This window comes from Nocardioides sp. NPDC057767, from assembly GCF_042798275.1.
Lineage (GTDB): Bacteria > Actinomycetota > Actinomycetes > Propionibacteriales > Nocardioidaceae > Nocardioides.
Map to the genome: position 1 here is coordinate 236,979 of NZ_JBHVKJ010000001.1, position 20,211 is coordinate 257,189.

21 protein-coding genes and 1 riboswitch are annotated in these 20,211 nt (G+C 68.2%); of the genes, 5 read left to right on the forward strand and 16 right to left on the reverse strand.

The features are described 5' to 3' along the window. Positions 1-325: 325 nt before the first annotated feature. Positions 326-1,960, forward strand: a complete 1,635-nt coding sequence (locus ACFVDI_RS01105) for a DUF262 domain-containing protein (protein WP_378899350.1) — start codon at positions 326-328, stop codon at positions 1,958-1,960. A 129-nt stretch (positions 1,961-2,089) separates the two neighbouring features. Beyond that, complete coding sequence (locus tag ACFVDI_RS01110) at positions 2,090-2,746, forward strand: HAD family hydrolase (RefSeq protein ID WP_378899353.1); 657 nt, start codon at positions 2,090-2,092, stop codon at positions 2,744-2,746. Here the strand turns inward: ACFVDI_RS01110 and ACFVDI_RS01115 are convergent. Beyond that, positions 2,740-3,921: a hypothetical protein gene (locus ACFVDI_RS01115; RefSeq protein WP_378899356.1), complete on the reverse strand. Its 1,182-nt coding sequence runs from the start codon at positions 3,919-3,921 to the stop codon at positions 2,740-2,742. The genes ACFVDI_RS01110 and ACFVDI_RS01115 overlap by 7 nt on opposite strands. 277 nt (positions 3,922-4,198) lie before the next feature. On the opposite strand from ACFVDI_RS01115, the gene ACFVDI_RS01120 reads away from it, so the two are divergent. After that, on the forward strand, positions 4,199-4,939 hold the full coding sequence (locus tag ACFVDI_RS01120; protein WP_378899359.1) for a TetR/AcrR family transcriptional regulator: 741 nt from the start codon (positions 4,199-4,201) through the stop codon (positions 4,937-4,939). Here ACFVDI_RS01120 and ACFVDI_RS01125 read toward each other — a convergent pair. Beyond that, positions 4,915-5,493 (reverse strand): hypothetical protein, encoded by a 579-nt coding sequence (locus tag ACFVDI_RS01125; RefSeq protein WP_378899363.1) that lies wholly within the window; start codon positions 5,491-5,493, stop codon positions 4,915-4,917. The two genes, ACFVDI_RS01120 and ACFVDI_RS01125, sit on opposite strands and share 25 nt — an antisense overlap. 139 nt (positions 5,494-5,632) lie before the next feature. Then, positions 5,633-6,244 (reverse strand): WHG domain-containing protein, encoded by a 612-nt coding sequence (locus tag ACFVDI_RS01130; protein WP_378899366.1) that lies wholly within the window; start codon positions 6,242-6,244, stop codon positions 5,633-5,635. A 53-nt stretch (positions 6,245-6,297) separates the two neighbouring features. On the opposite strand from ACFVDI_RS01130, the gene ACFVDI_RS01135 reads away from it, so the two are divergent. Beyond that, a complete protein-coding gene (locus ACFVDI_RS01135) occupies positions 6,298-6,789 on the forward strand; it encodes an FBP domain-containing protein (protein ID WP_378899369.1) in 492 nt (163 codons plus the stop codon). On the opposite strand, the gene ACFVDI_RS01140 is transcribed toward ACFVDI_RS01135, so the two are convergent. The 9 genes from ACFVDI_RS01140 to gcvT form a co-directional block, all read right to left on the reverse strand. Then, positions 6,757-7,446: a hypothetical protein gene (locus ACFVDI_RS01140; RefSeq protein WP_378899372.1), complete on the reverse strand. Its 690-nt coding sequence runs from the start codon at positions 7,444-7,446 to the stop codon at positions 6,757-6,759. The genes ACFVDI_RS01135 and ACFVDI_RS01140 overlap by 33 nt on opposite strands. Beyond that, positions 7,443-9,032 carry a phytoene desaturase family protein gene (locus ACFVDI_RS01145; RefSeq protein ID WP_378899375.1) on the reverse strand — a complete coding sequence of 530 codons (1,590 nt, stop codon included), beginning with the start codon at positions 9,030-9,032 and terminating at the stop codon, positions 7,443-7,445. The genes ACFVDI_RS01140 and ACFVDI_RS01145 overlap by 4 nt, the downstream gene beginning before the upstream one ends. Beyond that, positions 9,029-9,463: an SRPBCC family protein gene (locus ACFVDI_RS01150; protein WP_378899378.1), complete on the reverse strand. Its 435-nt coding sequence runs from the start codon at positions 9,461-9,463 to the stop codon at positions 9,029-9,031. Before ACFVDI_RS01150 ends, ACFVDI_RS01145 begins: the two co-directional genes overlap by 4 nt. Then, on the reverse strand, positions 9,460-10,428 hold the full coding sequence (locus ACFVDI_RS01155; protein ID WP_378899381.1) for an SDR family NAD(P)-dependent oxidoreductase: 969 nt from the start codon (positions 10,426-10,428) through the stop codon (positions 9,460-9,462). Before ACFVDI_RS01155 ends, ACFVDI_RS01150 begins: the two co-directional genes overlap by 4 nt. 84 nt (positions 10,429-10,512) lie before the next feature. Continuing rightward, entirely contained in the window at positions 10,513-11,073 is a 561-nt protein-coding gene (locus ACFVDI_RS01160) for a DUF6036 family nucleotidyltransferase (RefSeq protein WP_378899384.1), read from the reverse strand. Next, positions 11,073-11,600 (reverse strand): helix-turn-helix domain-containing protein, encoded by a 528-nt coding sequence (locus tag ACFVDI_RS01165; RefSeq protein WP_378899387.1) that lies wholly within the window; start codon positions 11,598-11,600, stop codon positions 11,073-11,075. The genes ACFVDI_RS01160 and ACFVDI_RS01165 overlap by 1 nt, the downstream gene beginning before the upstream one ends. 39 nt (positions 11,601-11,639) lie before the next feature. Beyond that, positions 11,640-13,052: an L-serine ammonia-lyase gene (locus ACFVDI_RS01170; protein WP_378899441.1), complete on the reverse strand. Its 1,413-nt coding sequence runs from the start codon at positions 13,050-13,052 to the stop codon at positions 11,640-11,642. A gap of 31 nt (positions 13,053-13,083) precedes the next feature. After that, positions 13,084-13,455: a glycine cleavage system protein GcvH gene (gene gcvH, locus ACFVDI_RS01175; RefSeq protein WP_378899444.1), complete on the reverse strand. Its 372-nt coding sequence runs from the start codon at positions 13,453-13,455 to the stop codon at positions 13,084-13,086. Between the two features lie 8 nt (positions 13,456-13,463). Next, on the reverse strand, positions 13,464-14,567 hold the full coding sequence (gene gcvT, locus ACFVDI_RS01180; RefSeq protein ID WP_378899390.1) for a glycine cleavage system aminomethyltransferase GcvT: 1,104 nt from the start codon (positions 14,565-14,567) through the stop codon (positions 13,464-13,466). 157 nt (positions 14,568-14,724) lie between these two features. Beyond that, positions 14,725-14,821: riboswitch (glycine riboswitch) on the reverse strand. A 114-nt stretch (positions 14,822-14,935) separates the two neighbouring features. Here gcvT and ACFVDI_RS01185 point away from each other — a divergent pair. Continuing rightward, entirely contained in the window at positions 14,936-15,973 is a 1,038-nt protein-coding gene (locus ACFVDI_RS01185) for a CobW family GTP-binding protein (RefSeq protein WP_378899393.1), read from the forward strand. 9 nt (positions 15,974-15,982) lie between these two features. Here ACFVDI_RS01185 and ACFVDI_RS01190 read toward each other — a convergent pair whose 3' ends face one another. The 4 genes from ACFVDI_RS01190 to ACFVDI_RS01205 all read right to left on the reverse strand — a co-directional run bounded on the left by ACFVDI_RS01190 (position 15,983) and on the right by ACFVDI_RS01205 (position 20,207). Continuing rightward, positions 15,983-16,663, reverse strand: coding sequence for a Crp/Fnr family transcriptional regulator (locus tag ACFVDI_RS01190; protein WP_378899396.1), 681 nt, complete (start codon positions 16,661-16,663; stop codon positions 15,983-15,985). Between the two features lie 173 nt (positions 16,664-16,836). Continuing rightward, positions 16,837-18,030, reverse strand: coding sequence for a 4-hydroxybenzoate 3-monooxygenase (locus tag ACFVDI_RS01195; RefSeq protein WP_378899399.1), 1,194 nt, complete (start codon positions 18,028-18,030; stop codon positions 16,837-16,839). Between the two features lie 21 nt (positions 18,031-18,051). Beyond that, the gene (locus ACFVDI_RS01200; protein WP_378899402.1) at positions 18,052-19,542 is read right to left on the reverse strand and encodes an aldehyde dehydrogenase family protein; all 1,491 of its coding nucleotides are present in this window, start codon (positions 19,540-19,542) and stop codon (positions 18,052-18,054) included. Then, the gene (locus tag ACFVDI_RS01205) at positions 19,539-20,207 is read right to left on the reverse strand and encodes an HD domain-containing protein (protein WP_378899405.1); all 669 of its coding nucleotides are present in this window, start codon (positions 20,205-20,207) and stop codon (positions 19,539-19,541) included. Before ACFVDI_RS01205 ends, ACFVDI_RS01200 begins: the two co-directional genes overlap by 4 nt. Positions 20,208-20,211: the final 4 nt, after the last annotated feature.

A 20,211-nucleotide genomic window follows, 5' to 3' on the forward strand; every position in this document is an offset into this window, starting at 1 on the left:
TCCACTGGAATCACGCTATGCGATGGCGGCGCTGCGGTCGAGGTCGGACCAGCTGTACGTGACGAGGAGGTTAAAGTTCCCGGCCACGTCCTGGCGTTCGAGTTCAATAGCGCCGTTGACAATTGGGCAAGACGGCAACTGTCCTTTGGCGGCGAGAGTCGGCCGACCAGCGCTGGACTGAGGCCGCTACCACAGGTTCAACAGGCACCATCTGCGGAGGGCATTCACTCACAGCCGCGTGGGACCGGGGGGCAGGTGGCCGACTCATCGTCTCCGACTGAATCTGTTACGAACGATTCGGCCTCATTCGAAGCGAGGGACACCGATGGCACGGAGTAAGAGCGGAACGCTGACGCGAGACTTTCGGATTGAAGAACTGCTCGCCCAAATCGACGATGGCGAGTTGGTGCTCCCCGAGTTCCAGCGGGACTTCGACTGGGGAGAAGATCGCGTTGCGCAGTTGCTGGCCACGGTTGCGAGGCGATGGCCGGCGGGATCATTGCTCCTTCAGGAGTTCACTGACGAAGCGTTTTTTGAACTGCGCGAATTCGACGGCGGCCCACCAGTGGTCAAAGAGCGAGTTGTCTATACGGTTCTCGACGGGCAGCAGCGACTGACCGCTCTATATCACGCAATATACGACAGCGGAAAGTACGTCTTTGCCGTGCGCGCAAATGCGCTTACTCCAGGTACATCCATTGAGAATCTTGAAGATTCAATCCGTTCATTTCGAAGGGCCGAATGGGATGGTAACCACCGCTCGGCTCCATGGTCCGACGATAACGATTGGATCCCGTTCTACGCACTGAAGTCGGCGGCAGATTTCTTCGCTTGGCGCGATGACGTGGTCCGGCGAGATCGGCCTGGTCGCGTCCCGTCGCAGGCGGACGCAAATGTGTTGTCGGAGGCATACAGGCTAGGGCTCGAGGCATTTAGCACTTACATGTTACCTGCCGTAGTCGTCGAAAAAAACCTGGAACCTGAAGCTGTGGCTCGCATCTTCGAGCGAGTAAACCGAGGGGGTCTCCATCTAAGCGCGTTTGACCTTATGGTCGCAAAGACTTTCGAACCCGGATGGAACCTTCGCGACAAGTGGCTAACCGCTCAGAATGAACATTTGCACCTCTCCGATTTTTTCGGAGAAGACGGCATGCCAGTCATACGATCTATCGCCATGAAGACGAGCAACAATGTCCGAGAAGGAGAAGTTCTACGACTTCCAGGCCTGGCTGTTCGTCAAGACTGGGACGCAGCCACCCGCGCGATGGAGCAAGCGTTGTCCTTCTTGGGGGAACGTTGTGGTGTTCGCCAGCCTGAGTGGTTGCCGTACGGTGGCATGCTAATCACTCTTGCGGGTCTCGCACTGGAGGAGGATCTGTACGCGCATTCCGAGACCGTCGAGGCATGGTTCTGGTCGCGCGCCTTTGGACTCAAGTACGAGGGCGGGGCCAACACGGTCACGGTGGACGAGTATCACCATCTTCGCGCGGTTCTCCGCGGGGAGGTCCGCCTCAGCCTCACCCCTATGTACAGACGCACTATATTCGAGGCAACACGCAAACGGCGCTCGGCGCTATGGCGCGCTTTCATGGCCGTCTTGTCGGTTCACGGCGCAAGGGATCCAATCACGGGGGAGGCCGTCGACGCCGACAGCGCGGTAGCGATGCACGTGCTTCCCCGACAGTTTGAGACTGCCCCCGGAGAGGAGTCTCAGCACCTTCGGGTGCTCAACCTGGTCTTTGTCTCGAACTCGACTAATCGAAGGCTCGCCGGCAATGGAATTGACAATCTTTACGGCGAGACAAACAGACTGATTGGACTTGAGGGTCAGATGGTCCGCGAAAGCCAACTTCTGCCGGCCGAAGGAGCCGTCAATTCTGCGAGGGAGTTTCTTGAACTTAGGCTCGATCTCCTCGAGACCTTCCTGAGAGATCGCGTGGGGCAGGGTTTCGTCGAGTAAGTCCCGCAAAGCATCCGCCTGCTTGAATGACCACTCATCGGCGGCGGCTTAACCACCGCCTGACCGACAAAGAACTCACGCATGTTGGCCGTCTAGCGCTTTGCGCGTCGTATGGAAGGATTCGGGTCCATGATTCGTGCGGTGGTGTTCGATGTTGGCGAGTGTCTGGTGAACGAGACTCGGGAGTACGGCACGTGGGCCGACTGGCTGGGGGTGCCACGGCACACCTTCTCCGCGGTGTTCGGGGCGGTCATCGCCCGCGGGTTGGACTACCGCGAGACCTTCCAGGTGTTCCGGCCGGGGTTCGAATTGACCGAGGAGCGGCGGAAGCGGGATGAGGCTGGCCAGCCGGAGTGGTTCGGCGAGGACGACATCTATCCCGACGTACGTCCTGCGCTGAAGGAGCTTCGCGCCGCCGGATTGTGGTTGGGGCTTGCCGGCAACCAGACCGTCAACGCTGGTCGAATCCTGCGGAAGCTGGACTTCCCGGTGGACATGGTCGCGACCTCCGACGACTGGGGTGCGAGCAAGCCGAACCTGGCGTTCTTCGAGCGTGTCATCGAGGCGGTGCCGTACGCGGCTGAGGAGATCCTCTACGTCGGCGACCGGCTCGACAACGACGTCCGGCCTGCATACGAGTCGGGGATGGCGACCGCGCTGATCCGTAGGGGCCCGTGGGGCGTGATCCAGGAGCACGACCTGGAGGCGGACGAGATCGCGACGATCCGGATCTCGTCGCTCGACGAACTGCCCGGACGGATCGCGTCTCTCAACAAGAGTCAGTGACGTAGCGCGCTCAACGTGTTGTGCCAGCCGTAGAGACGGTCGTCGAGGCGGCGTACGCAGTCCAGGTCGGCGTGGGCGTCCAGGGCCTTTCGTACGGTCATGATCCGCTCCATGCCGGTGGCGTACCAGTTGACCGCGAGGCTGTCGAGCGCGCGCTCGGCGTACCCGCATGCCGCCTCAGGGTCGCCGGCAACTGCCTCGACTGCGGCCATGTCGCCCAGAATCACCGGTGACTGCTTCTCGTCGCCGGTGGTGGCCGAGTCCAAGGCCCATTGCAGGGTGGCGCGGGCCTGGACGATGCGGCCGGCCTTGAGCTCGGTGTTGCCCTTGAACGCGGCCAGTCTCATCGGGGAGAACCAGGTGAACCAGTCGGGTGACTGATGCTCGTTGGGTTCAGCCATCAGGTCCTCAGCGTGGTGGATCAGCTTCAGCGCCTGGTCGTAGTTGCCGGCGATGGTGGCGCATTCGGCCTCGACCGCGTCGAGCCACGCGAGATGCTCCACTGACGCGGGAGCGCGGCGGGCGTAGACCCGCGCCGCGCGGATCCGATCCGCGGTCAGGTCGGTGTCCTTGACCCAGCCGGGGATGAAGGCGGTGTGAGCCAGGATGGCCGAGCCGATCAGAGAGTCGTCAGCGACCGCGGCCATCTGGAGCGCGTTGATGTAGGTGGCATCGGCATCCGCAGGACGCTGAAGCGAGAAGAACTCGATCCGCCCGGCGAGCAACAGCGACTCCGCCAGCGACAGAGCGAGCCGCTCGCGGATCGTTCCGGTCGCCTCTTCCACCAGCCCGGCGACCATGTGGTTGTGCTCGACCAGCACAGCCAGCAGATGTCCGGGCGCGACGGTGGGATACATATGGCGATAGGAAGCCACGATGGCGGTGACGTCAGCGGCGATCGTCACCGGCTGGGCGCCCGCCGCCGGGGTCGTCGAACGTCGGGTGCGACGGACCGACTCCTTCCTCTGCGCCTGACCAGGCACAGAGGCCACTGTCGGCATCGTGTCCCAGGGAGCGGTGAACCCGAGTTGCTCGATCGGCAGGTTGAGGACATGCGTGAGGAGCCGCTGATAGTCCGAGCGTGGCCACGGCGGCGCGGCCGACTCCCATCGGCGTACCTGCCTGACGCTGATCTCCACGTGGCCCAGGCCCAACTGCGGTGCGGCACGCGTCAACGCATCTGCTAGTGCCTGCTGGGACCCGAAGCCCGCGTGCTGTCGGGCGGCCTTCAACAGGACGTTCCCATTCCGATCGTTCACAATCTTCCTCCGAGGTTGACCCCTCCCCGCCACCAGGAACCGTATCGCGCGCCAACTAATGACCGCTAAAAGTCCTCAGAAAGACCTCACATGCTCGCCATCGGTCAAGGAGGCTGAGGACGTCCGGGCGGACGGATGGCGACAGGCCGCTTTTCGCCCGGATTCCAGAACGGGAAGCGACGGAGAGACTCGGATGTCATCGCTCAGCAAGGTCCGCCCAGGCAGACCACGACTCATCCCGGACATCGGCGTGGGTACGCCGCGCGAGCAAGTCTTGGAGGCGGCCGCAAGCTTGTTCACGAGCAAGGGGTTCGCCGCGACCTCGACCCGCGAGATCGCCGAGGCGGTCGGAATCCGACAGGCATCGCTCTACTACCACTTCGCCGGCAAAGACGAGATCCTCGCAGCGCTGCTCGCCACGACCGTGAGACCGACCCAGGTGGTGGTCGAGGAGATCGTGGCGCTGGTCCCGCCGGAACGCGTCGAGACCGCGTTGTGCCTGCTCGCTCTGGTCGACATCGACACGCTCGCGCGGGTGCCGCACAACGTCGGCGTCCTGTACCAACTGCCTGACGTCGTGTCCGCGACCAACCTCGACTACGCGAGCTTCCGCCAGGCCCATGGCGAGCTCGCCGAGGCGTACGCAGATCTCGGGTATCGGCTTGCTGCCCGGCACGGAATGACCACCTCTCCCCCAGCGCTCGGCTCGATGCTGATCCAGCAGGTGGAGGGAGTCATCACACTGCGCACCGACGGCAACGACGTCGACAGCGACCGCGCCGTCGAGATCGCCGCCGGTTGTCTTCGCCTGTGCGGCTGCGACCGGGTCGAGGTCGACGAGGCGATACGCAGGGCGAGTGCTCTTCAGAATCAGCTGAGGCTCGAGGCAAGCACGTCTCCCGAGAAGACTCAGTCGGTGATGTCGCCGGAATAGCCGTGCGTCGTGTCGTGCCAGGTGCCGTTGGCTGGACTGGTGGCGTGGAACTCGGACCACGTGATGTTGGCGTTGGTGATGGGCGAGAAGTACATGGCGGGCGAGGGCCGCGGCCCGGTGCAGGTGCCGTCGGAGTGGCACTGCCAGTCGAAGTCGGCGACGTGGCCGCTGAGCGGATACTGCGGGTTGAACTCGCCGGTCAGCCGGAGGATCCGCAGGCCGTAGAAGGTGCCGGTCAGGCCTTCGCTGATCGTTCCGGTGCCGCCGGGGCTGACGCCCGCGAAGCTGGTCCAGGTGCCGTTGTACTCGATGCGGAAGCAGTAGTGCTTCTGACCGATCTTCCACACCTGGACATGCTGGAGGTACGAGTCGAGGGCCCAGACATGGCCGTCGCTGGCGAAGTCCGCGACATTCGTGTTGCCGATGGTCACGTCGTACAGCGTCGGTCTGTTCGTCGGGCACGAGTCCAGGTCGGTCGGGACCGCAGAGGCGTGGGGGCTGCCGGCGATCAGCAGACCGACGCAGAGAGTCAACGCCAAGAGAATCCGGCGCATAGCGCCACCTCCGCCTTCTGGTGAGCTGCGGCCGAAGACTCTTGGTGCCGAGATCGGCCGGACAGCTACTTCGAAGTATGCGCCTGGTTGCCCATGATGTGGATCCCCGTTCCGGGGGAAGATTCGCTCGCATCTGCGGTCAGTGGCGCTGCTTCGACGCTATCCGCGCGAGGGTGCGGTCCAGGTCGTCGAGGACGTCCGGCCAGGTGGCCTCGCTCGGTGGCTCGCTGTGGGCGAAGCTGCCGGCTAGCTCGAGGGTGACGTAGCCGTGGATGAGGCTGGACATCAGGCGGACGGCGTACGTCTGGTTGGTCTCGGCGACTCCGTAGCTGCGGACGACGGCCAGGGCCAGGTCGGCGTTGCGGCGGCCGGCGGCGATCGCGTCGTCGACGGAGGGTGGGGCCGACTCGGCACCCGGGGCGGGTGGGATGCGCTGCCGGGTGGTGGCGTCGTAGCGGCCGGGTGAGCGGTGGGCGAAGTCGCGGATGGCGTTGGCGTAGGCGATGAGGAGGTCGCGGCTCTCCCCCGCCGACATGGCGGCGGTCGTGGTGTCGGCGAGCTCATTGAGGACGTACGCGGTGACGGCGGTGCGGAGGTCGGTGGCTCCGGTGATGTGGGAGTAGAGGGTCGGCGATTTGATGCCGAGGTGGCGAGCGAGGACCGAGATCGTGACGGCGTCGAAGCCGAGCTCGTCGGCGAGGTCGGCGGCGGCCGCGATCACGGCGGTCCGGTTCAGGCCTGGACGACCCATCAACAGCCTCCTGAGTAACGAGTTGCCTAACAGTTGTAGGAAATCCTAGTCTGATGAGCATGAAGCCGCTGACCGAGATCGACGTACGTGCATCGTTCGTCAACCTCACCAAGGGTGCGACCAAGCGCCTCAACATGCCAGCTGATCTGGCCGAACGGCCGTGGGACGACCTCGACTACCTCGGCTGGCAGGACCCGAAGGCGCCGCAGAACCACTACCTCGTCACCGAGCACGACGGCAGGCTCTGCGGCGTGGCCCTCCGGGCTTCACGCGAGACGCGGGGGCCGCGGAAGACGATGTGCGCGCTGTGTACGACGGTCGGTGACGTCGCGCTGCTGGTCGCCTCGCGCGCCGGTCGCTCCGGGCAGGACGGCAACTCGGTCGGCACCTACATCTGCGCCGACCTCGACTGCTCCCTCAAGGCGCGCAACAAGCGCAAGCTCGACACCCCGGTCGTCCACGAGACCCTCAGCGTCGAGCAGAAGGTCGACCGGCTGCGCGGCAACCTCGACTCATTCGTGGCGCGGGTGCTCCGGCCGGCGTAGCGGCTTGGCGCCGGGGGTTCGCAACCTCCGCGCCGTCGCATAGGCGGGCGCGCGTAGGCGGCGGTGCCATGCGTAGATCTCGAACCCGGGCGGTGTCGAGCGGGTCGGGTCGAAGGAGAGCATCAGGTCGCGGTCGGACTCGACGGTCAGCTCGAGGGTCGCGAACGACGTCCAGTCCGTCCCCGCACGTGTCCACATCAGCTGCCACGTGGCTTCGTCGACGAGCTGCGCTCCGAGCCAGACCGGCCCGGTGGGCGTGCGGTACGGGAGCAGCGTACTGAAGAAGCCGTCGGGCAGATGGGTCCTGGGAGCCAGCAGGAACCGGGTCCATCGGCCGTGGCCGGTGGTGGCGAGCAGGAGGTCGGCGTGTTCGCCAGGCGAGGTGGGAACGCGCAGGGCGAGCCCGTTGACGTCGGGCACGGGCTCCGGCAGGCCCAAGGCGCGGGAGAGTCGTACCACGACCTCGTCCGACCCGCCTTCGTCGAGGAACGCCGCGCCCGTGGTGGCTCCCGGCCGTCGCCGCAGCGTGGCCAGGTGCACCGTGCCGTGCGGGTGCAGGGGCTTGTCGGCGGGTCGCAGGTGGGCGAGTACGCCGACAGCGGTCTGCAGCACACGGCCGCCCGCTCGCGCCATCGAGCCTGTGACGGCGGGCTTCACGCGGTCGACCTTCCCCATCGAAAGCGGTCGTGCAGGATGGCGGCACGGGCCGCGTTGCTGCCGGCCGCGCCGTGCACGCCTCCGCCGGGGTGGGCGGAGGCGGATCCGAGGAACAGTCCGGCGATGCCGGTCTCTGCCCGCCCCAGGCCGGGGACCGGCCGAAAGACCAGCTGTTGGTGGAGCTGGGACGTACCGCCGCCGATCGCTCCGCCGATGAGGTTGGCGTCGAGGGCTTCGAACTCATGCGGACCGAGCACGCGTCGTGTGGCGACGGCGCTGCCGAAGCCGGGAGCCAGGCGCTCGATGCGCGCCTGCATGCGGTCGGCGAAACGCTCGCACTCCTCCTCGTCCCATCGCCCGCGCAGGCCGTCAGGTCCCGCATCGCGCCGCACCGTCTGCGGCACGTGCGTGTAGGCCCACACCGACTCCGTCCCGGCCGGCGAGCGGCTCGGGTCGGTGGTGGTCATCTGGCCTGCCAGGAGGAACGGAGCATCGGGGATGACGCCGGCAGACACCTGTGCCAAGGACTGGGTCATCTGCTCGACCGAGTCGGCGACGTGGAAGGTGCCGGGCGCGTACGCGGGTTCGGTGAGCCACGGGATGGGCTTGTTCAGGGCCCAGTCGACCTTGACCGTGCCCGGGTCCAGCTGGAAGTTCTTCATGCCGGCTGCGACGCGTCGCGGCACGTCGGCGGGATCGAGGAGCCGGCCGTACAGATGGGGTGCCGCGACGGCGGCGATCACGGCGCGGCGGACCTCGATCCGGTCACCGTCACGGGTGCGGACCTCGGTGACGCGTCCGTCCTCGACACCGAGGCGGGTGACCTCGGCACCGCAGCGTACGTCGCCACCACGGTCACGGAAGCGGCGCTCCAGCGCGGCGGCGAGCATGCCGGCACCGCCCTCCGGGACCGGGAAGCCGACGGTCTGGCCCAGCATCGCGAGCAGGAGCCCCATCATGCCGGAGCCCGGCGAGTCCAACGGGATGTCGGCATGCCCGGCGTTGCCGGCCAGGAGCAGACGCGCACCTTCGCCCCCGAAGCGGTTGCGGGCGAGGTCTCCGGCCGGGGTGAGCAGCGTACGCACGGCCGCCAGGCCTCCTGCACGACGAAGGGCGTTGAGCAGGTGAGCCCCCGGCCGCAGTGGCGGGAACGGGGTCAGCAGGGCGTGTACGAGGGGTTCACCGATGTGGTCCCAGAGACCGCACAGCTCCAGCCACGCGTCGCCGTCGCCGGCGTGCTGGGCATCGAGCAGCTCTGCGGTGACGTGTCGGTCGCGGTGCAGCAGCGCCCAGCTGCCGTCCTGCATGGGGTGCCCCAGGACTGCGGGTGCATGCGTCCACCGCAGCCCGTAGTCGTCCAGGCCGAGACCGCGGATGGTGGGTGATGCGGCCGCGAGCGGATAGAACGCGCTGAAGGTGTCATGGATGAAGCCCGGGTGGACGTCCTCGGAGCTGCGTACCGCTCCACCTGTGGTGGGCTGGGTCTCGAGCACCAGCACCGACCAGCCCTTGTCGGCGAGCAGGTTGGCCGCGACCAGGCCGTTGGGTCCGGACCCGACGACGACCGCGTCGTAGGCGTCAGTCATGGGCGGCGTTCGACGATGTAGGCCAAGCGCCGCAGAGCCTCCACGTTTCGCCACTTGAGAAGCGGATCCTGCACCAGCCGCGGGATCAGAGCGCCCGGGCCCGCGACGGCCTGCTCCTGGATCGCGATCTCGGTGTCCTCGCCTGCTGGCTCCACCGTGATCTCGACGTGCGCGGCACCTACGGGCCAACCGCGCGCACGGAGCAACAGCCTGCTCCCGGGGTCGCACTCGAGCACCTCGGTGCTGTCGTCGAGCAGCATCGGCCAGATGCCGACCGAGTGATGCAGCTGAGAGCCGACGTTCGGCCAGTCCTTGTCGGCATCACGCAGTCGAGACGCGCCGACCACCCAGAGCGGGTAGAGCCAACCGTCCGCAAGGACGTCCCACACCTGCTCGGGTGATGCGTGGACCAGCCTGTGGTTTGTGCTCATGAAGACGTCCTCGGGGGCTCGGGATCACTGGACCTAGCGGTACCCCTCCCCCGGCGCGTCATGCGGACGACCAGGTTGCGCACCACCCCCAGGGCCGTGTTCTCGCGGCCGCCGTGCACGCCGTTCTCGTCGTTCATCGTGGTCAGGACGTTGCCCGGATGTGGGTCGACCGGGCGGGTGAGGTCGGTGAGCAGGAAGCCGAGAATCGGCGCGACCACCCGGTCGTGGAGGAGAGGCACCGCATGCCCCAGCCGTATCACCTCGCCGGCCATGCTCAGCTGTGGCCGGCCACGGCCGCGGTCGGCGCGGCGCAGGATCTGTCGGGCTGTCCGTTGGGGGCTCGAGACCGGAGGCGGAGGCCGGCCCTCATGACCGATGACACTCGCGGCATGGCGATAGATCGGGGTGTCCACGCCCGCGGGCGCGACGTACACGATCGCGACGTCAGGTCGGTCGCGGTTCTCCAGGCGCAGCTGATAGGCCAGCGCGCGTACGCCCCACTTGCTGATGACGTAGGGGCTCATCGATGGCGCCGTGATGTGGCCGAGCACCGAACCGACCAGGACCAGCGTCCCGCTGCCCTGGCTGCGCAGCACAGGCACCACATGACGTGCCACGCTGACCGACCCGAGGAGGTTGGTACGCAGCACCCCCTCGAAGAGCTCGGACGGCAGGGACTCCGTGCGACCGAGCGCGACCACCCCAGCGCAATGGATGACAGTGTCGAGCTGCCCATGCCGGTCGAGCACCGCCCCGACACAGTCCCGCACCGCAGCGTCGTCTCCCACGTCGAGCGGCAGCACCATGGTCGATGCGGCACCCAGCCGCACACACCCGCGGGCAGCGGCGTCGAGCGACTCACGCCCCCGGGCGACCAGGACGAGGTGGTCTCCGCGGGTGGCGGCGAGGCGCGCGACAGCCAGACCGATCCCGCTGGACGCTCCGGTGACAAGGGTGATCGCCATACTCCGACGTGGTACCCGTGGACGACGACTTCATGCGACGATGCTCTGCGGCTCAACAGTGCATCGCTGGGTCATGCAGCCTGGTCAGAGCACCTCGAGCCACGCCGCGGCACGTTCCGTTGCTGCCCGATCCTTGACCGGCACCGTGCCCAGTCGCTCAGCAATGAGCTTCCGATCGACCAGGCCCGCACGAATGAGTGCCGCCACGAAGTTCTGGTCCTTCTCACGGAACGCACAGAGCTTGGCGACGCAGAGGTCCTCCTTGTCGAGACACCAGCCCGTGAAGACGGGCTCCCCTCCGGGCGCAGCAGTGTTCGCGTTCCGCACCTTCACGAGTCGATCGCGCCAGCCGTCCGGCAGCACAGATGTGCTCAGGTCGACACCGTCGATGCTGAACCCGTGCAGTTCTTCGAACGGCGAGAACTCTCCAGCGATGCCCTCGATGACGTCGGCGAGGCGGGCGGTCTCGTCGTTGTCGTCAGCGATGGGCAGGATGTCGACCTCGATCGACATCGTCGCATCGGGCGGCAACTGAGTCTCGTCGAACGATCCGAGGATGGACTGCGAGCCGACGACGATCACCTCAGGGTGGCCGATGATCTGGCATGCCGTACGGATGGCGTGCTCGAGCTGATCGCGACGCATCAGCTGGCCTCGGCCAGTTGCTCGAGGACCTGAACGCGGTCAGGCTCGCTGAGCAGGCCGCCCATGGGCGAGACTTCGCGCATCTCGATGGAGTCGCGGTCGAGGCCGGTCATGACACGCTGCAGGCCGCGTACGTCCTCGTCGTCCACGAGCGAGGTCCAGCGCTCGAGGTTTCGCTCGTGCGGTTGTCCGTTGACGTTGTGACGGAGGTGGTCGAGGCGGCGCTCGATCCTCGGCCTCCACTCACGCAGCGTCGTCGGGGTCAGGTCGCCCGACAGGCGGCGATGAAGCATCCACGAGCGGCGTTCGGAGCGGGTCAGGTCGGGCGTGACGGGGCGGCGTACGACCTCGAGACGCCAGCCCATGCAGGACAGCAATCGGTCGAGCTGTTCGTCGCTCAGGTCGACCTTCCCGGAGAGGAACTGGCTGATGCTCGGCTGATGGACACCGCTGGTTCGCGACAGCGTCGACTGGGTGGTGCCCGTCTCGAGCATCACCTCGCGCAGGATCTCACCACGTGACGACATGACCCAAGTATAGCAAGCGATACTATGAGCGTCCCCGACTCAGCACTCGATGACGTTGACCGCGAGACCCCCGCGGGAAGTCTCCTTGTACTTCACCTTCATGTCGGCCCCGGTCTCCCGCATGGTCTTCAGCGCCTTGTCGAGGCTGACCTTGTGGGAGCCGTCCCCGTTGAGGGCGAGGCGGGCGGCGTTGATCGCCTTCACGCTGGCGATGGCGTTGCGCTCGATGCACGGGATCTGCACCAGCCCGCCGACCGGGTCGCAGGTGAGGCCGAGGTTGTGCTCGATGCCGACCTCGGCGGCGTTCTCGACCTGCTCCGGCGTGCCGCCCAGCACCTCGCACAGCGCACCGGCGGCCATCGCGCAGGCAGAGCCGACCTCGCCCTGGCAGCCGACCTCGGCGCCGGAGATCGAGGCGTTCGTCTTGCACAGGATCCCGATCGCGGCCGCGGTGAGCAGGAACCGGACGATGCCGTCCTCGATCGCGGCCTCGTCCAGGCCGGCCTCGGGCGCCACGAAACGTACCCAGTAGTGCAGGACGGCGGGCACGATACCGGCCGCGCCGTTGGTCGGAGCGGTGACAACCCGGCCGCCCGAGGCGTTCTCCTCGTTGACCGCCAGGGCGAACAGGTTGACCCAGTCCATCACCCGGAAGGGGTCCTTGGCCCCCGCCCCGGAGGCCAGGTCGCGGTGGAGCAGCGGCGCCCGCCGCGGCACCCGCAGACCCCCAGGAAGTACGCCGTCGGTGACCGGATCACGGTCGCAGCCGGCCTGCACGCAGGCCGCCATCACCCGCCAGATCTCCAGAAGACCGGCGCGGATCTCGTCGTCGGTACGCCAGGTCAGCTCGTTGGCGCGCATGAGGTCGGAGACCCGGAACCCCTCGCGCTCGCAGATGTCGAGCAGCTCGGCACCGGTGGCGAACGGGAAGCGTACGGGCGAGCGGTCGGCGACCACCCGCGCGGCGCCGGAGGCGTGCTCGTCGACCACGAAGCCGCCGCCGACGGAGTAGTAGGTCCGCTCGCGCAGCACCTCCCCCGTGGCGGCGTACGCGGTGAACACCATGCCGTTGGGATGGCCCGGCAGGCTCGCACGGCGGTGCATGACCAGGTCGGTGCCGCTGTCGAAACGGATCGGACCGTGGCCGCCGAGCGACAGCTCCCCGGACTCGCGGATGGCCGCCACCCGACCGGACGACGCGCGCGTGTCCACCGTGGCCGGCTCCTCGCCCTCGAGGCCGAGGAGCACCGCGCCCTCCGAGCCGTGGCCGTGCCCGGTCGCGCCGAGCGAACCGAAGAGCTCGGCCTTCACCCGCGCCACCTCGCCCAGCCTTCCGTCCGCGGCGAGACCGTCGACGAAGGTCTTCGCGGCGCGCATCGGGCCGACGGTGTGCGAGGACGACGGGCCGATCCCGATCGAGTAGAGGTCGAAGGCGCTCAGTGCCGTCGCCACGGCCGTGGAGCCGGCGACCTCCGCGGTCACGTCACTCCTCGATCAGGGCGTCGTAGGCTGCGGCGTCGAGCAGCGCGGGGGCGCCCGAGACGCGCATCTCGAACAGCCAGCCGGCGCCGAACGGGTCGCTGTTGATCAGTGCGGGGTCCTCGACGACGGCGGCGTTGACCTCCAGGATCTCGCCGTCGGCGGGCGCGAAGATGTCGCTGACCGACTTCGTCGACTCCAGCTCACCGCAGCTCTCTCCCCCGGTGATCTTGGTGCCGACCTCGGGCAGCTCGACGAAGACGATGTCGCCCAGCGCCTCGGTGGCGAACGCGGTGACACCGATGCGCGCGACGTCGCCGCGGGTCTCGAGCCACTCGTGCTCGGCGGTGTAGGACAGGTGGGTCGGGTTGGTCATGGCGGTGCTCATTTCTTGGAGTAGAAGGGAAGGTCGACGATCTCGGCGTCCTCGCGGCTGCCACGCACGTCGACGTGGACCTTGGTGCCAGCGGTGGCGAGATCGGGTCGGACGTACGCCATCGCGATGGGGCGTCCGAGGGTCGGTGACGGGGAGCCGCTGGTGACGACTCCGATCTCGTCGCCGGTGACCGGGTCGACGACGGCGTAGCCGGCCCGCGGGGACCGGCGCCCGGCGGCCACCAGGCCGACGAGCACGCTGCGCGGGCCTTCATCGCGGCGTACGGCCAGGGCGGCATCGCCCACGAAGCCGTCGGCCTTGTCGAAGGAGACGACCCGGCCGAGGCCGGCCTCGAAGGGGGTCGTGTCGCGGTTCAGCTCGTGGCCGTAGAGCGGCATGCCCGCCTCGAGCCGGAGGGTGTCGCGGCAGGCGAGTCCGGCAGGGACCAGCCCGTGCGGCGTACCGGCCTCGGTGATGGCCTCCCAGACCGCAGCGGCCGACGCGGGCGCGCAGTAGATCTCGAAGCCGTCCTCGCCGGTGTAGCCGGTGCGCGCGAGCAGGACCTCGACCCCGGCGACCGTGCCGGCGTCGATGGCGTAGTAGCGCAAGGAGGGGACGTCCAGGTCGGTCAGGGCCGCGACGATCGCCGCCGAGGCCGGTCCCTGGACCGCGATCAGCGCCCACTCCGCGGAGGCGTCGTGGACCACCGCATCGAACCCCTGGGAGCGCTCGGCCAGCGCCGGAGCGACCGCGTGGACGTTGCTCGCGTTGGCGACGACCAGGTAGCGCTCCTGCTCGAGCCGGTAGACGACCAGGTCGTCGATGATGCCGCCGTCCTCGGCGCAGATCATCGAGTAGCGGGCGCGGCCGAGGCCGATCGCCGAGGGCCGGCCGACCAGGGCACGGTCGAGCGCTCGCCCCGCCTCGGGGCCGGTCACCTCGATCTCGCCCATGTGGGACAGGTCGAAGAGCCCGGCGGCCGTGCGGACCGCGTTGTGCTCGGCGGTCTCCGAGCCGTAGCGGACCGGCATGTCCCAGCCGGCGAAGTCGGTGAACGAGGCGCCGAGCGCCTGGTGGATCTGGTGCAGAGGGGTAGGGACAGATGAGGTCATGTGTGCGGGAGGCTCCCTGGTGGTGGGTGCCGACAGCGGCACCCGTGGACGGGTGACCTCCCCGCTCTGTCATCGCTACCTGAGAGCTTCACCGCCCGACGGGGGCGGTTTGCACCGTGGGTGCAGGATCGTCGGATCCTGACTTTCCAGAGGTCGCCTCACCACAGCGGTCATTTGGGCCTGAGAGATTCTGGGGAGGTTTGCTCCTTCGGCGCCTCGCCCGGGATGGGTGAGGACTCTCCCGCTGCAGTTCGAACGGCGGATGTGAAGTTGTGCGGCAAACCTAGGTCTGGCCTCCCCGGCCGTCAAGATCTCGGCACCGCGACCCACTAACGGGAACTGTTCTCACCACCTTCTACGATGGCTCGATGCCACCGACCAATGCCAGCACCCGGGTCCCCGTGGTCATCCTCACCGGTCATCTCGGGTCCGGGAAGACCACGCTGCTCAACCATCTGCTGCGCCAGCCCGGCGCCCGGGTGGGCGTGGTCGTCAACGACTTCGGCGACATCAACGTCGACGCCGGGCTCGTCACCGGCCAGGTCGACGAGCCGGCCTCGATCGCCGGCGGCTGCCTGTGCTGCCTGCCCGACGCCGGTGGTCTCGACGACGCCCTGGAGAAGCTGACCCATCCGCGGCTCGCGCTCGACGTCGTCATCGTCGAGGCCAGCGGGCTCGCCGAGCCCGGCACCCTCGCCAAGCTGGTCCGGTTCAGCGGTGTCGAGCGGGTACGCCGCGGTGGGCTCATCGAGGTCGTCGACGCCTCGGCCTACTTCGACACGCTCGACGACGGGCGGGGCCCGGCACCGGTGAGGTTCGCGGCCGCCTCACTGGTCGTCGTCAACAAGACCGACCTGATCCCGGACGCCGAGCGGGAGGTGACCCTGGCTCGGATCGAAGCGCGGGTGCGGGAGCACAACCCCGAGCTCCACGTGGCGTACGCCGTGGGCGGCCGCATCGACCCACGACTCGTCTACGACGCAGCCGTGCCCGAGGACCCGCCCGACGAGCTGCCGATCGCCGCACTGCTGCGCGAGGCGGCCTCCGACCACCAGGCACATCAGCACGCCGCCTCGGTGACCGTGACGAACCCAGGCACCATCGAACCGGCCCGGCTGATCGACCTTCTCGAGGACCCGCCCCCGACGGCGTACCGCATCAAGGGGACCGTCGCCGTCGCGACCGGCCAGGGACCTCGCAGCTACCACGTGAACCTGGTCGGACGCAGCGCCCATGTCGCCGCGGCCAGGCGGACACCGGAGGCGACGAGCGAGCTCGTGGCCATCGGCCTGGACCTCGAGACCGACGCGGTCCGTGCGCGCCTCGCCGGCGCCCTCACCGAGGCCGAACGGCCGAGCACCGAGGGCCTACGCCGGCTGCGCCAGCTGGTCCGCGTCAGTCTCTGACCAGCGACCTCAGCCGGCTCGGCGGACGATCCGCTCCATGTCGGTGATGACCACCGAACGCGACTCCAGCCTGACCCAGCCCTTGGCCGCGAAGTCGGCGAGCGCCTTGTTGACCGTCTCCCGGGCCGCGCCCACGAGCTGGGCGAGCTCCTCCTGGGTCAGGTCGTGGCGTACGTGGACGCCCTCCTCGGTCTCCTGACCGAACCGCTCGGCGAGGTCGAGCAACGCCTTGGCGACCCGGCGAGGAGCGTCGGCGAAGACCAGGTCGCCGATCACGTCGTTGGCCCGGCGCAGCCGACCCGACAGCAGGGCGAGCAGCCCGCGGGTCACGCTCGGGCGGCCGTCGAGCAGGCCCAGCAGGTCGTCGTGCGAGAGCGAGGCGAGCTCCACCTCGTCGGTGACGGCCGTGACCGTCGAGGAGCGCCGACCGGGGTCGAAGAGCGACAGCTCGCCGAACACCTGGCCCGGCCCCAGGATCGCCAGCAGGTTGTCCTGCCCGTTGGCCGCGGCGCGGCTCAGCTTCACCTTGCCGTCCACCACCGCGTAGAGCCGGTCCGCGGCGTCTCCCTCGTGGAACAGAACCTCGCCACGCCCGAGGCGCGTCTGCCCCATCGTCGCGAGCAGCGCCGTCATCGCCTCGTCGTCCAGCTCGCTGAAAAGCGGTGCGTGCCGAAGCACGTCTTGATCCATTACCCAGCCGCTCCTGTCGTCATTTTGCCGAAGCCCTCAGCGTACCGAGATCGTGGCCGTCAACCCCGGTTGTGTGTCCCGCATCGCACACCTGTCGGGTGCGTTCTTCGCCACACCGGACCAGCCGGACCAGCCGGACCGGCCGGGCCGGCCGGGCCGCATGACCCGAGGACTCAGCTCGTCGGCCACCCCGTGTAGGCCTCGGCGAGATATGCGGACCCGGCGGCCGAGTCGATGACCGAGCGCAGCTCACCGACCTGGCGACGCAGGTCGAACTCGTCTCCGCCCGGTGGCAGGTGGAGCATCGAGGTCATCCAGTAGGAGAAGTTCTGCGCCTTCCAGACCCGGGCGAGCGCCCGCTCGGTATAGGTGTCGAGGATCGCGTCGTCAGTGCCGCCCAGCACCCGCTCCAGTACCTCGGCGAGCACCTTGACGTCCTGCAGGGCGAGATTGAGACCCTTGGCACCCGTGGGCGGAACGGTGTGGGCAGCGTCGCCGGCGAGGAGGAGCTTGCCGTACCTCATCGGCTCGAGCACGAAGCTACGGAACCGGAGCACCGCCTTGTCGATGATCGGGCCTTGCTGCAGCTGATGGCCGTTGGCGCCCACGCGGGCCTGTAGCTCGCTCCAGACGCGATCCTCGGACCAGGCGTCGACCTCCTCGTCGGGGTCGCACTGGAAGTACATCCGCTGCATGGTCTCGGTGCGCTGGCTGATCAACGCGAAGCCGCGCTCGGAGTGGTTGTAGATCAGCTCCGGGGCGCTCTTCGGAGCCTCGCACAGGATGCCGAACCATGCGAAGGGGTACTCCTTGAAGTACTGACGCCGCTGATCCTCGGGAATCGACCGGCGACACATGCTGTGCGACCCGTCGGCTCCGACGACGTACCGGCACTCGATCTGCTGTGCGAGACCCTCTGCGTCGCGGAACCGGATCGTCGGCCTGTCACCGGTCAGGTCATGGACCGAGGTGTCGGTGACACCGAAGCGGACGTCGCTGCCGGCAGCGGTGTGGGCGTTGGCCAGGTCGATGAAGACATCGGTCTGCGGGTAGAGCCACACCGAGGCGCCGGCAAGCTCCTTGAAACTGATGTGGTGGAGCTCTCCGCCGAACCCGAAGAAGGTGCCTTCATGCTCGTCACCCTCGTTCAGGACACGGTCGGAGACGCCGGTCTCGGTGAGCAGCCGGACGCTGTCGCGCTCGAGGATGCCGGCGCGCACGGTCTGCTCGATCTCGATACGGCTGCGACTGTCGATCACCACCGAGTCGATACCGGCGCGCGCGAGGAGGTGGGCGAGCATGAGTCCGGCCGGGCCGCCCCCGACGATGCCGACCTGGGTGGTGGTGACCTGCGGTGTGTTCGTCATCTGAATCTCCGGGTTCGGGCATCACGCCGTGGGACGGCGGTGGATGGACTTGTAGGTGACGTACGCCGCGAGGCCCTCCGGGCCGTACTCGACTCCGAGGCCGGAGTCGTGCCGGCCCGCGAAGGGTGCGGCGTGGTTCGAGGCGAAGAAGTTGATCCCGACCGATCCGGTGTCCAACCGTTCGGCGACCTCGGCGGCCGCCGCAGGATTCGTGGAGAAGACCACGCCACCCAACCCGAACGGGGTGTTGTTGGCGATCGCGACCGCCTCGTCGAGGCTCTCGTAACGAAGCACGGTCAGGACCGGTCCGAAGATCTCCTCCTGGGCGACGGTCATCTCGGGTGTGACGTCGGCCAGCACCGTGGGCTGGACGAAGTTGCCCGGTCCCGGCAGCGGCGCTCCCCCGGCGACCACGCGAGCGCCCTCGGCGCGGGCGGTCGACAGGTAGCCGAGAACCTTGTCGTACTGGCCACGGTTGGCAACCGGCCCGACCACGGTGTCCGCGTCGAACGGGTCGCCGACCTTGGCCGCTGCGACCGTGGCGGCAACGGCGTCGACCACCTCCTCGTAACGTTCGGCGGGCGCCAGGATGCGGGTGGAGATGTAACAGGTCTGACCGGTGTTCCGCAGGCAGGTGCGCAACAGCACCGACCGCAGCTGATCCAGGTCCGCGTCCGGTAGCACCACGGCCGAGGACTTGCCGCCCAGCTCCAAGGTGACCGGACGGAGGAGCTCGCCACAGGCCGCGGCGATCCGGCGGCCGACCGGTGTAGAACCCGTGAAGGCCACCTTGGCGACGTCGGGATGGCGGACGAGCCGGTCGGCGACGTCGTTGCCGGACGTGAGCAGATTGACCACGCCGGGCGGCACGCCGGCCGCCTCCGCCGCGTCGACGACGTAGCGGATCGAGAGGGGGGTGCTCGGTGCCGGCTTGATGACGACGGTGTTGCCGGCCAGCAGTGCCGGGGCCAGCTTGATCACAACCAGGTTGATCGGGAAGTTCCACGGCGCGATCAGGGCGCACACGCCGAGCGGGTCCTTGCGCACCAGACTCTCGTGGCTGCCCGATGGCGCGGGGCGTACGTCGTCGGTGTCGAGCTCGGGGGCCAGCGTGGCGAAGTAGCGCAGGATCCCGGCCGCGTTCGCGGCGGCTCCGGCCGACTCCATCACGGGCGACCCGTTCTCCCGGGTGTTGGTGGTCGCCAACGGCTCGGCCCGGGTCTCGATCTCCGCTGCCATCCGGACCAGAACCTCGGCACGCTCGGCGGCGCTCATTCGTGGCCACGGACCCTGCGTGAACGCCATGCGCGCGGCCGCGACGGCACGGTCGAGGTCGGCCGTGGAGCAGTCCGGGACCGAACCCCACTCCTCGTCCGTGGCGGGGTCGACCACCGGCAGGCGGGCGCTGCTCTCGGCAGCGACCCAGCGCCCGTCGACGTACAGGTCCTCGACGTGAGTCCAGCGCAGCTCGGCGCCACGGCGCCCGGGCGCGAGAGGAGCCGGGGCGGTCATCGCAGCACCGCGGTCTTGAGCAGCGCGTTGCTCCGCGCGAGCGACGCCTCCGCCATCGCCGTCCCCGCTTCGGTCAGCAGCTCCGGCACGATCTCGGCGGCCAACCGATCGCAGTAGGTCGCCGGGTCCAGGCCGAACCACCCCGAGGCGAGCGCGATGCCGGCGTGGTCGAAGCGCCACAACCTGTCGGCATCGCGGACGAGGGCGTCCTCCAGGCTATGGGCCTCCTTACGGGTGTCGTGACCGTCGATGATCGCGCAGCAGGCCTCCACGAACGCGTCGTCGTAGCCCAGTGGCGGCAGCACCTCACGAGCGATCAGACAGCCCTGCTTCTCGTGCTCGTAGCGGATCGCGGCCTTGCGCCAGTCGCCCGAGAAGCCCTCGGAGATGATCCGGCTCTCGTCGACCCGGCCCCAGCCGGTGTCGTGAAGCAGGATGGAGACGCGCACGAGCAGCGCATTGGCCTCCGGATGGGCGCGGCAGAGCCGCTCGGCGAACGCGAGCGAGATCGGCAGGTGGATGTCGTTGCCACGGGTGCGGCTCTCGGGCACGACCGCCTTCCATACCGGGTCGAGATCGGCGTCTGCCGCCGGGGTGAGGGAGATCGGGCCGATGTCGACCGGTCCGGAAGCAGGGACCGGCGTCGCGGGGAGGGGCTGGGTCATGGAT

Coding starts and splice junctions, on each gene's coding strand:
- ACFVDI_RS01145 (WP_378899375.1), bottom strand. CDS start 9,032: ATGACTGACGCCTACGACGCGGTCGTCGTCGGGTCCGGACCCAACGGC.
- gcvT (WP_378899390.1), bottom strand. CDS start 14,567: ATGACCTCATCTGTCCCTACCCCTCTGCACCAGATCCACCAGGCGCTC.
- ACFVDI_RS01205 (WP_378899405.1), bottom strand. CDS start 20,207: ATGACCCAGCCCCTCCCCGCGACGCCGGTCCCTGCTTCCGGACCGGTC.
- ACFVDI_RS01125 (WP_378899363.1), bottom strand. CDS start 5,493: ATGCGCCGGATTCTCTTGGCGTTGACTCTCTGCGTCGGTCTGCTGATC.
- ACFVDI_RS01120 (WP_378899359.1), top strand. CDS start 4,199: ATGTCATCGCTCAGCAAGGTCCGCCCAGGCAGACCACGACTCATCCCG.
- ACFVDI_RS01165 (WP_378899387.1), bottom strand. CDS start 11,600: ATGTCGTCACGTGGTGAGATCCTGCGCGAGGTGATGCTCGAGACGGGC.
- ACFVDI_RS01185 (WP_378899393.1), top strand. CDS start 14,936: ATGCCACCGACCAATGCCAGCACCCGGGTCCCCGTGGTCATCCTCACC.
- ACFVDI_RS01135 (WP_378899369.1), top strand. CDS start 6,298: ATGAGCATGAAGCCGCTGACCGAGATCGACGTACGTGCATCGTTCGTC.
- ACFVDI_RS01150 (WP_378899378.1), bottom strand. CDS start 9,463: ATGAGCACAAACCACAGGCTGGTCCACGCATCACCCGAGCAGGTGTGG.
- ACFVDI_RS01105 (WP_378899350.1), top strand. CDS start 326: ATGGCACGGAGTAAGAGCGGAACGCTGACGCGAGACTTTCGGATTGAA.
- ACFVDI_RS01195 (WP_378899399.1), bottom strand. CDS start 18,030: ATGACGAACACACCGCAGGTCACCACCACCCAGGTCGGCATCGTCGGG.
- ACFVDI_RS01160 (WP_378899384.1), bottom strand. CDS start 11,073: ATGCGTCGCGATCAGCTCGAGCACGCCATCCGTACGGCATGCCAGATC.
- ACFVDI_RS01110 (WP_378899353.1), top strand. CDS start 2,090: ATGATTCGTGCGGTGGTGTTCGATGTTGGCGAGTGTCTGGTGAACGAG.
- ACFVDI_RS01130 (WP_378899366.1), bottom strand. CDS start 6,244: ATGGGTCGTCCAGGCCTGAACCGGACCGCCGTGATCGCGGCCGCCGCC.
- ACFVDI_RS01200 (WP_378899402.1), bottom strand. CDS start 19,542: ATGACCGCCCCGGCTCCTCTCGCGCCCGGGCGCCGTGGCGCCGAGCTG.
- ACFVDI_RS01155 (WP_378899381.1), bottom strand. CDS start 10,428: ATGGCGATCACCCTTGTCACCGGAGCGTCCAGCGGGATCGGTCTGGCT.
- ACFVDI_RS01190 (WP_378899396.1), bottom strand. CDS start 16,663: ATGGATCAAGACGTGCTTCGGCACGCACCGCTTTTCAGCGAGCTGGAC.
- gcvH (WP_378899444.1), bottom strand. CDS start 13,455: ATGACCAACCCGACCCACCTGTCCTACACCGCCGAGCACGAGTGGCTC.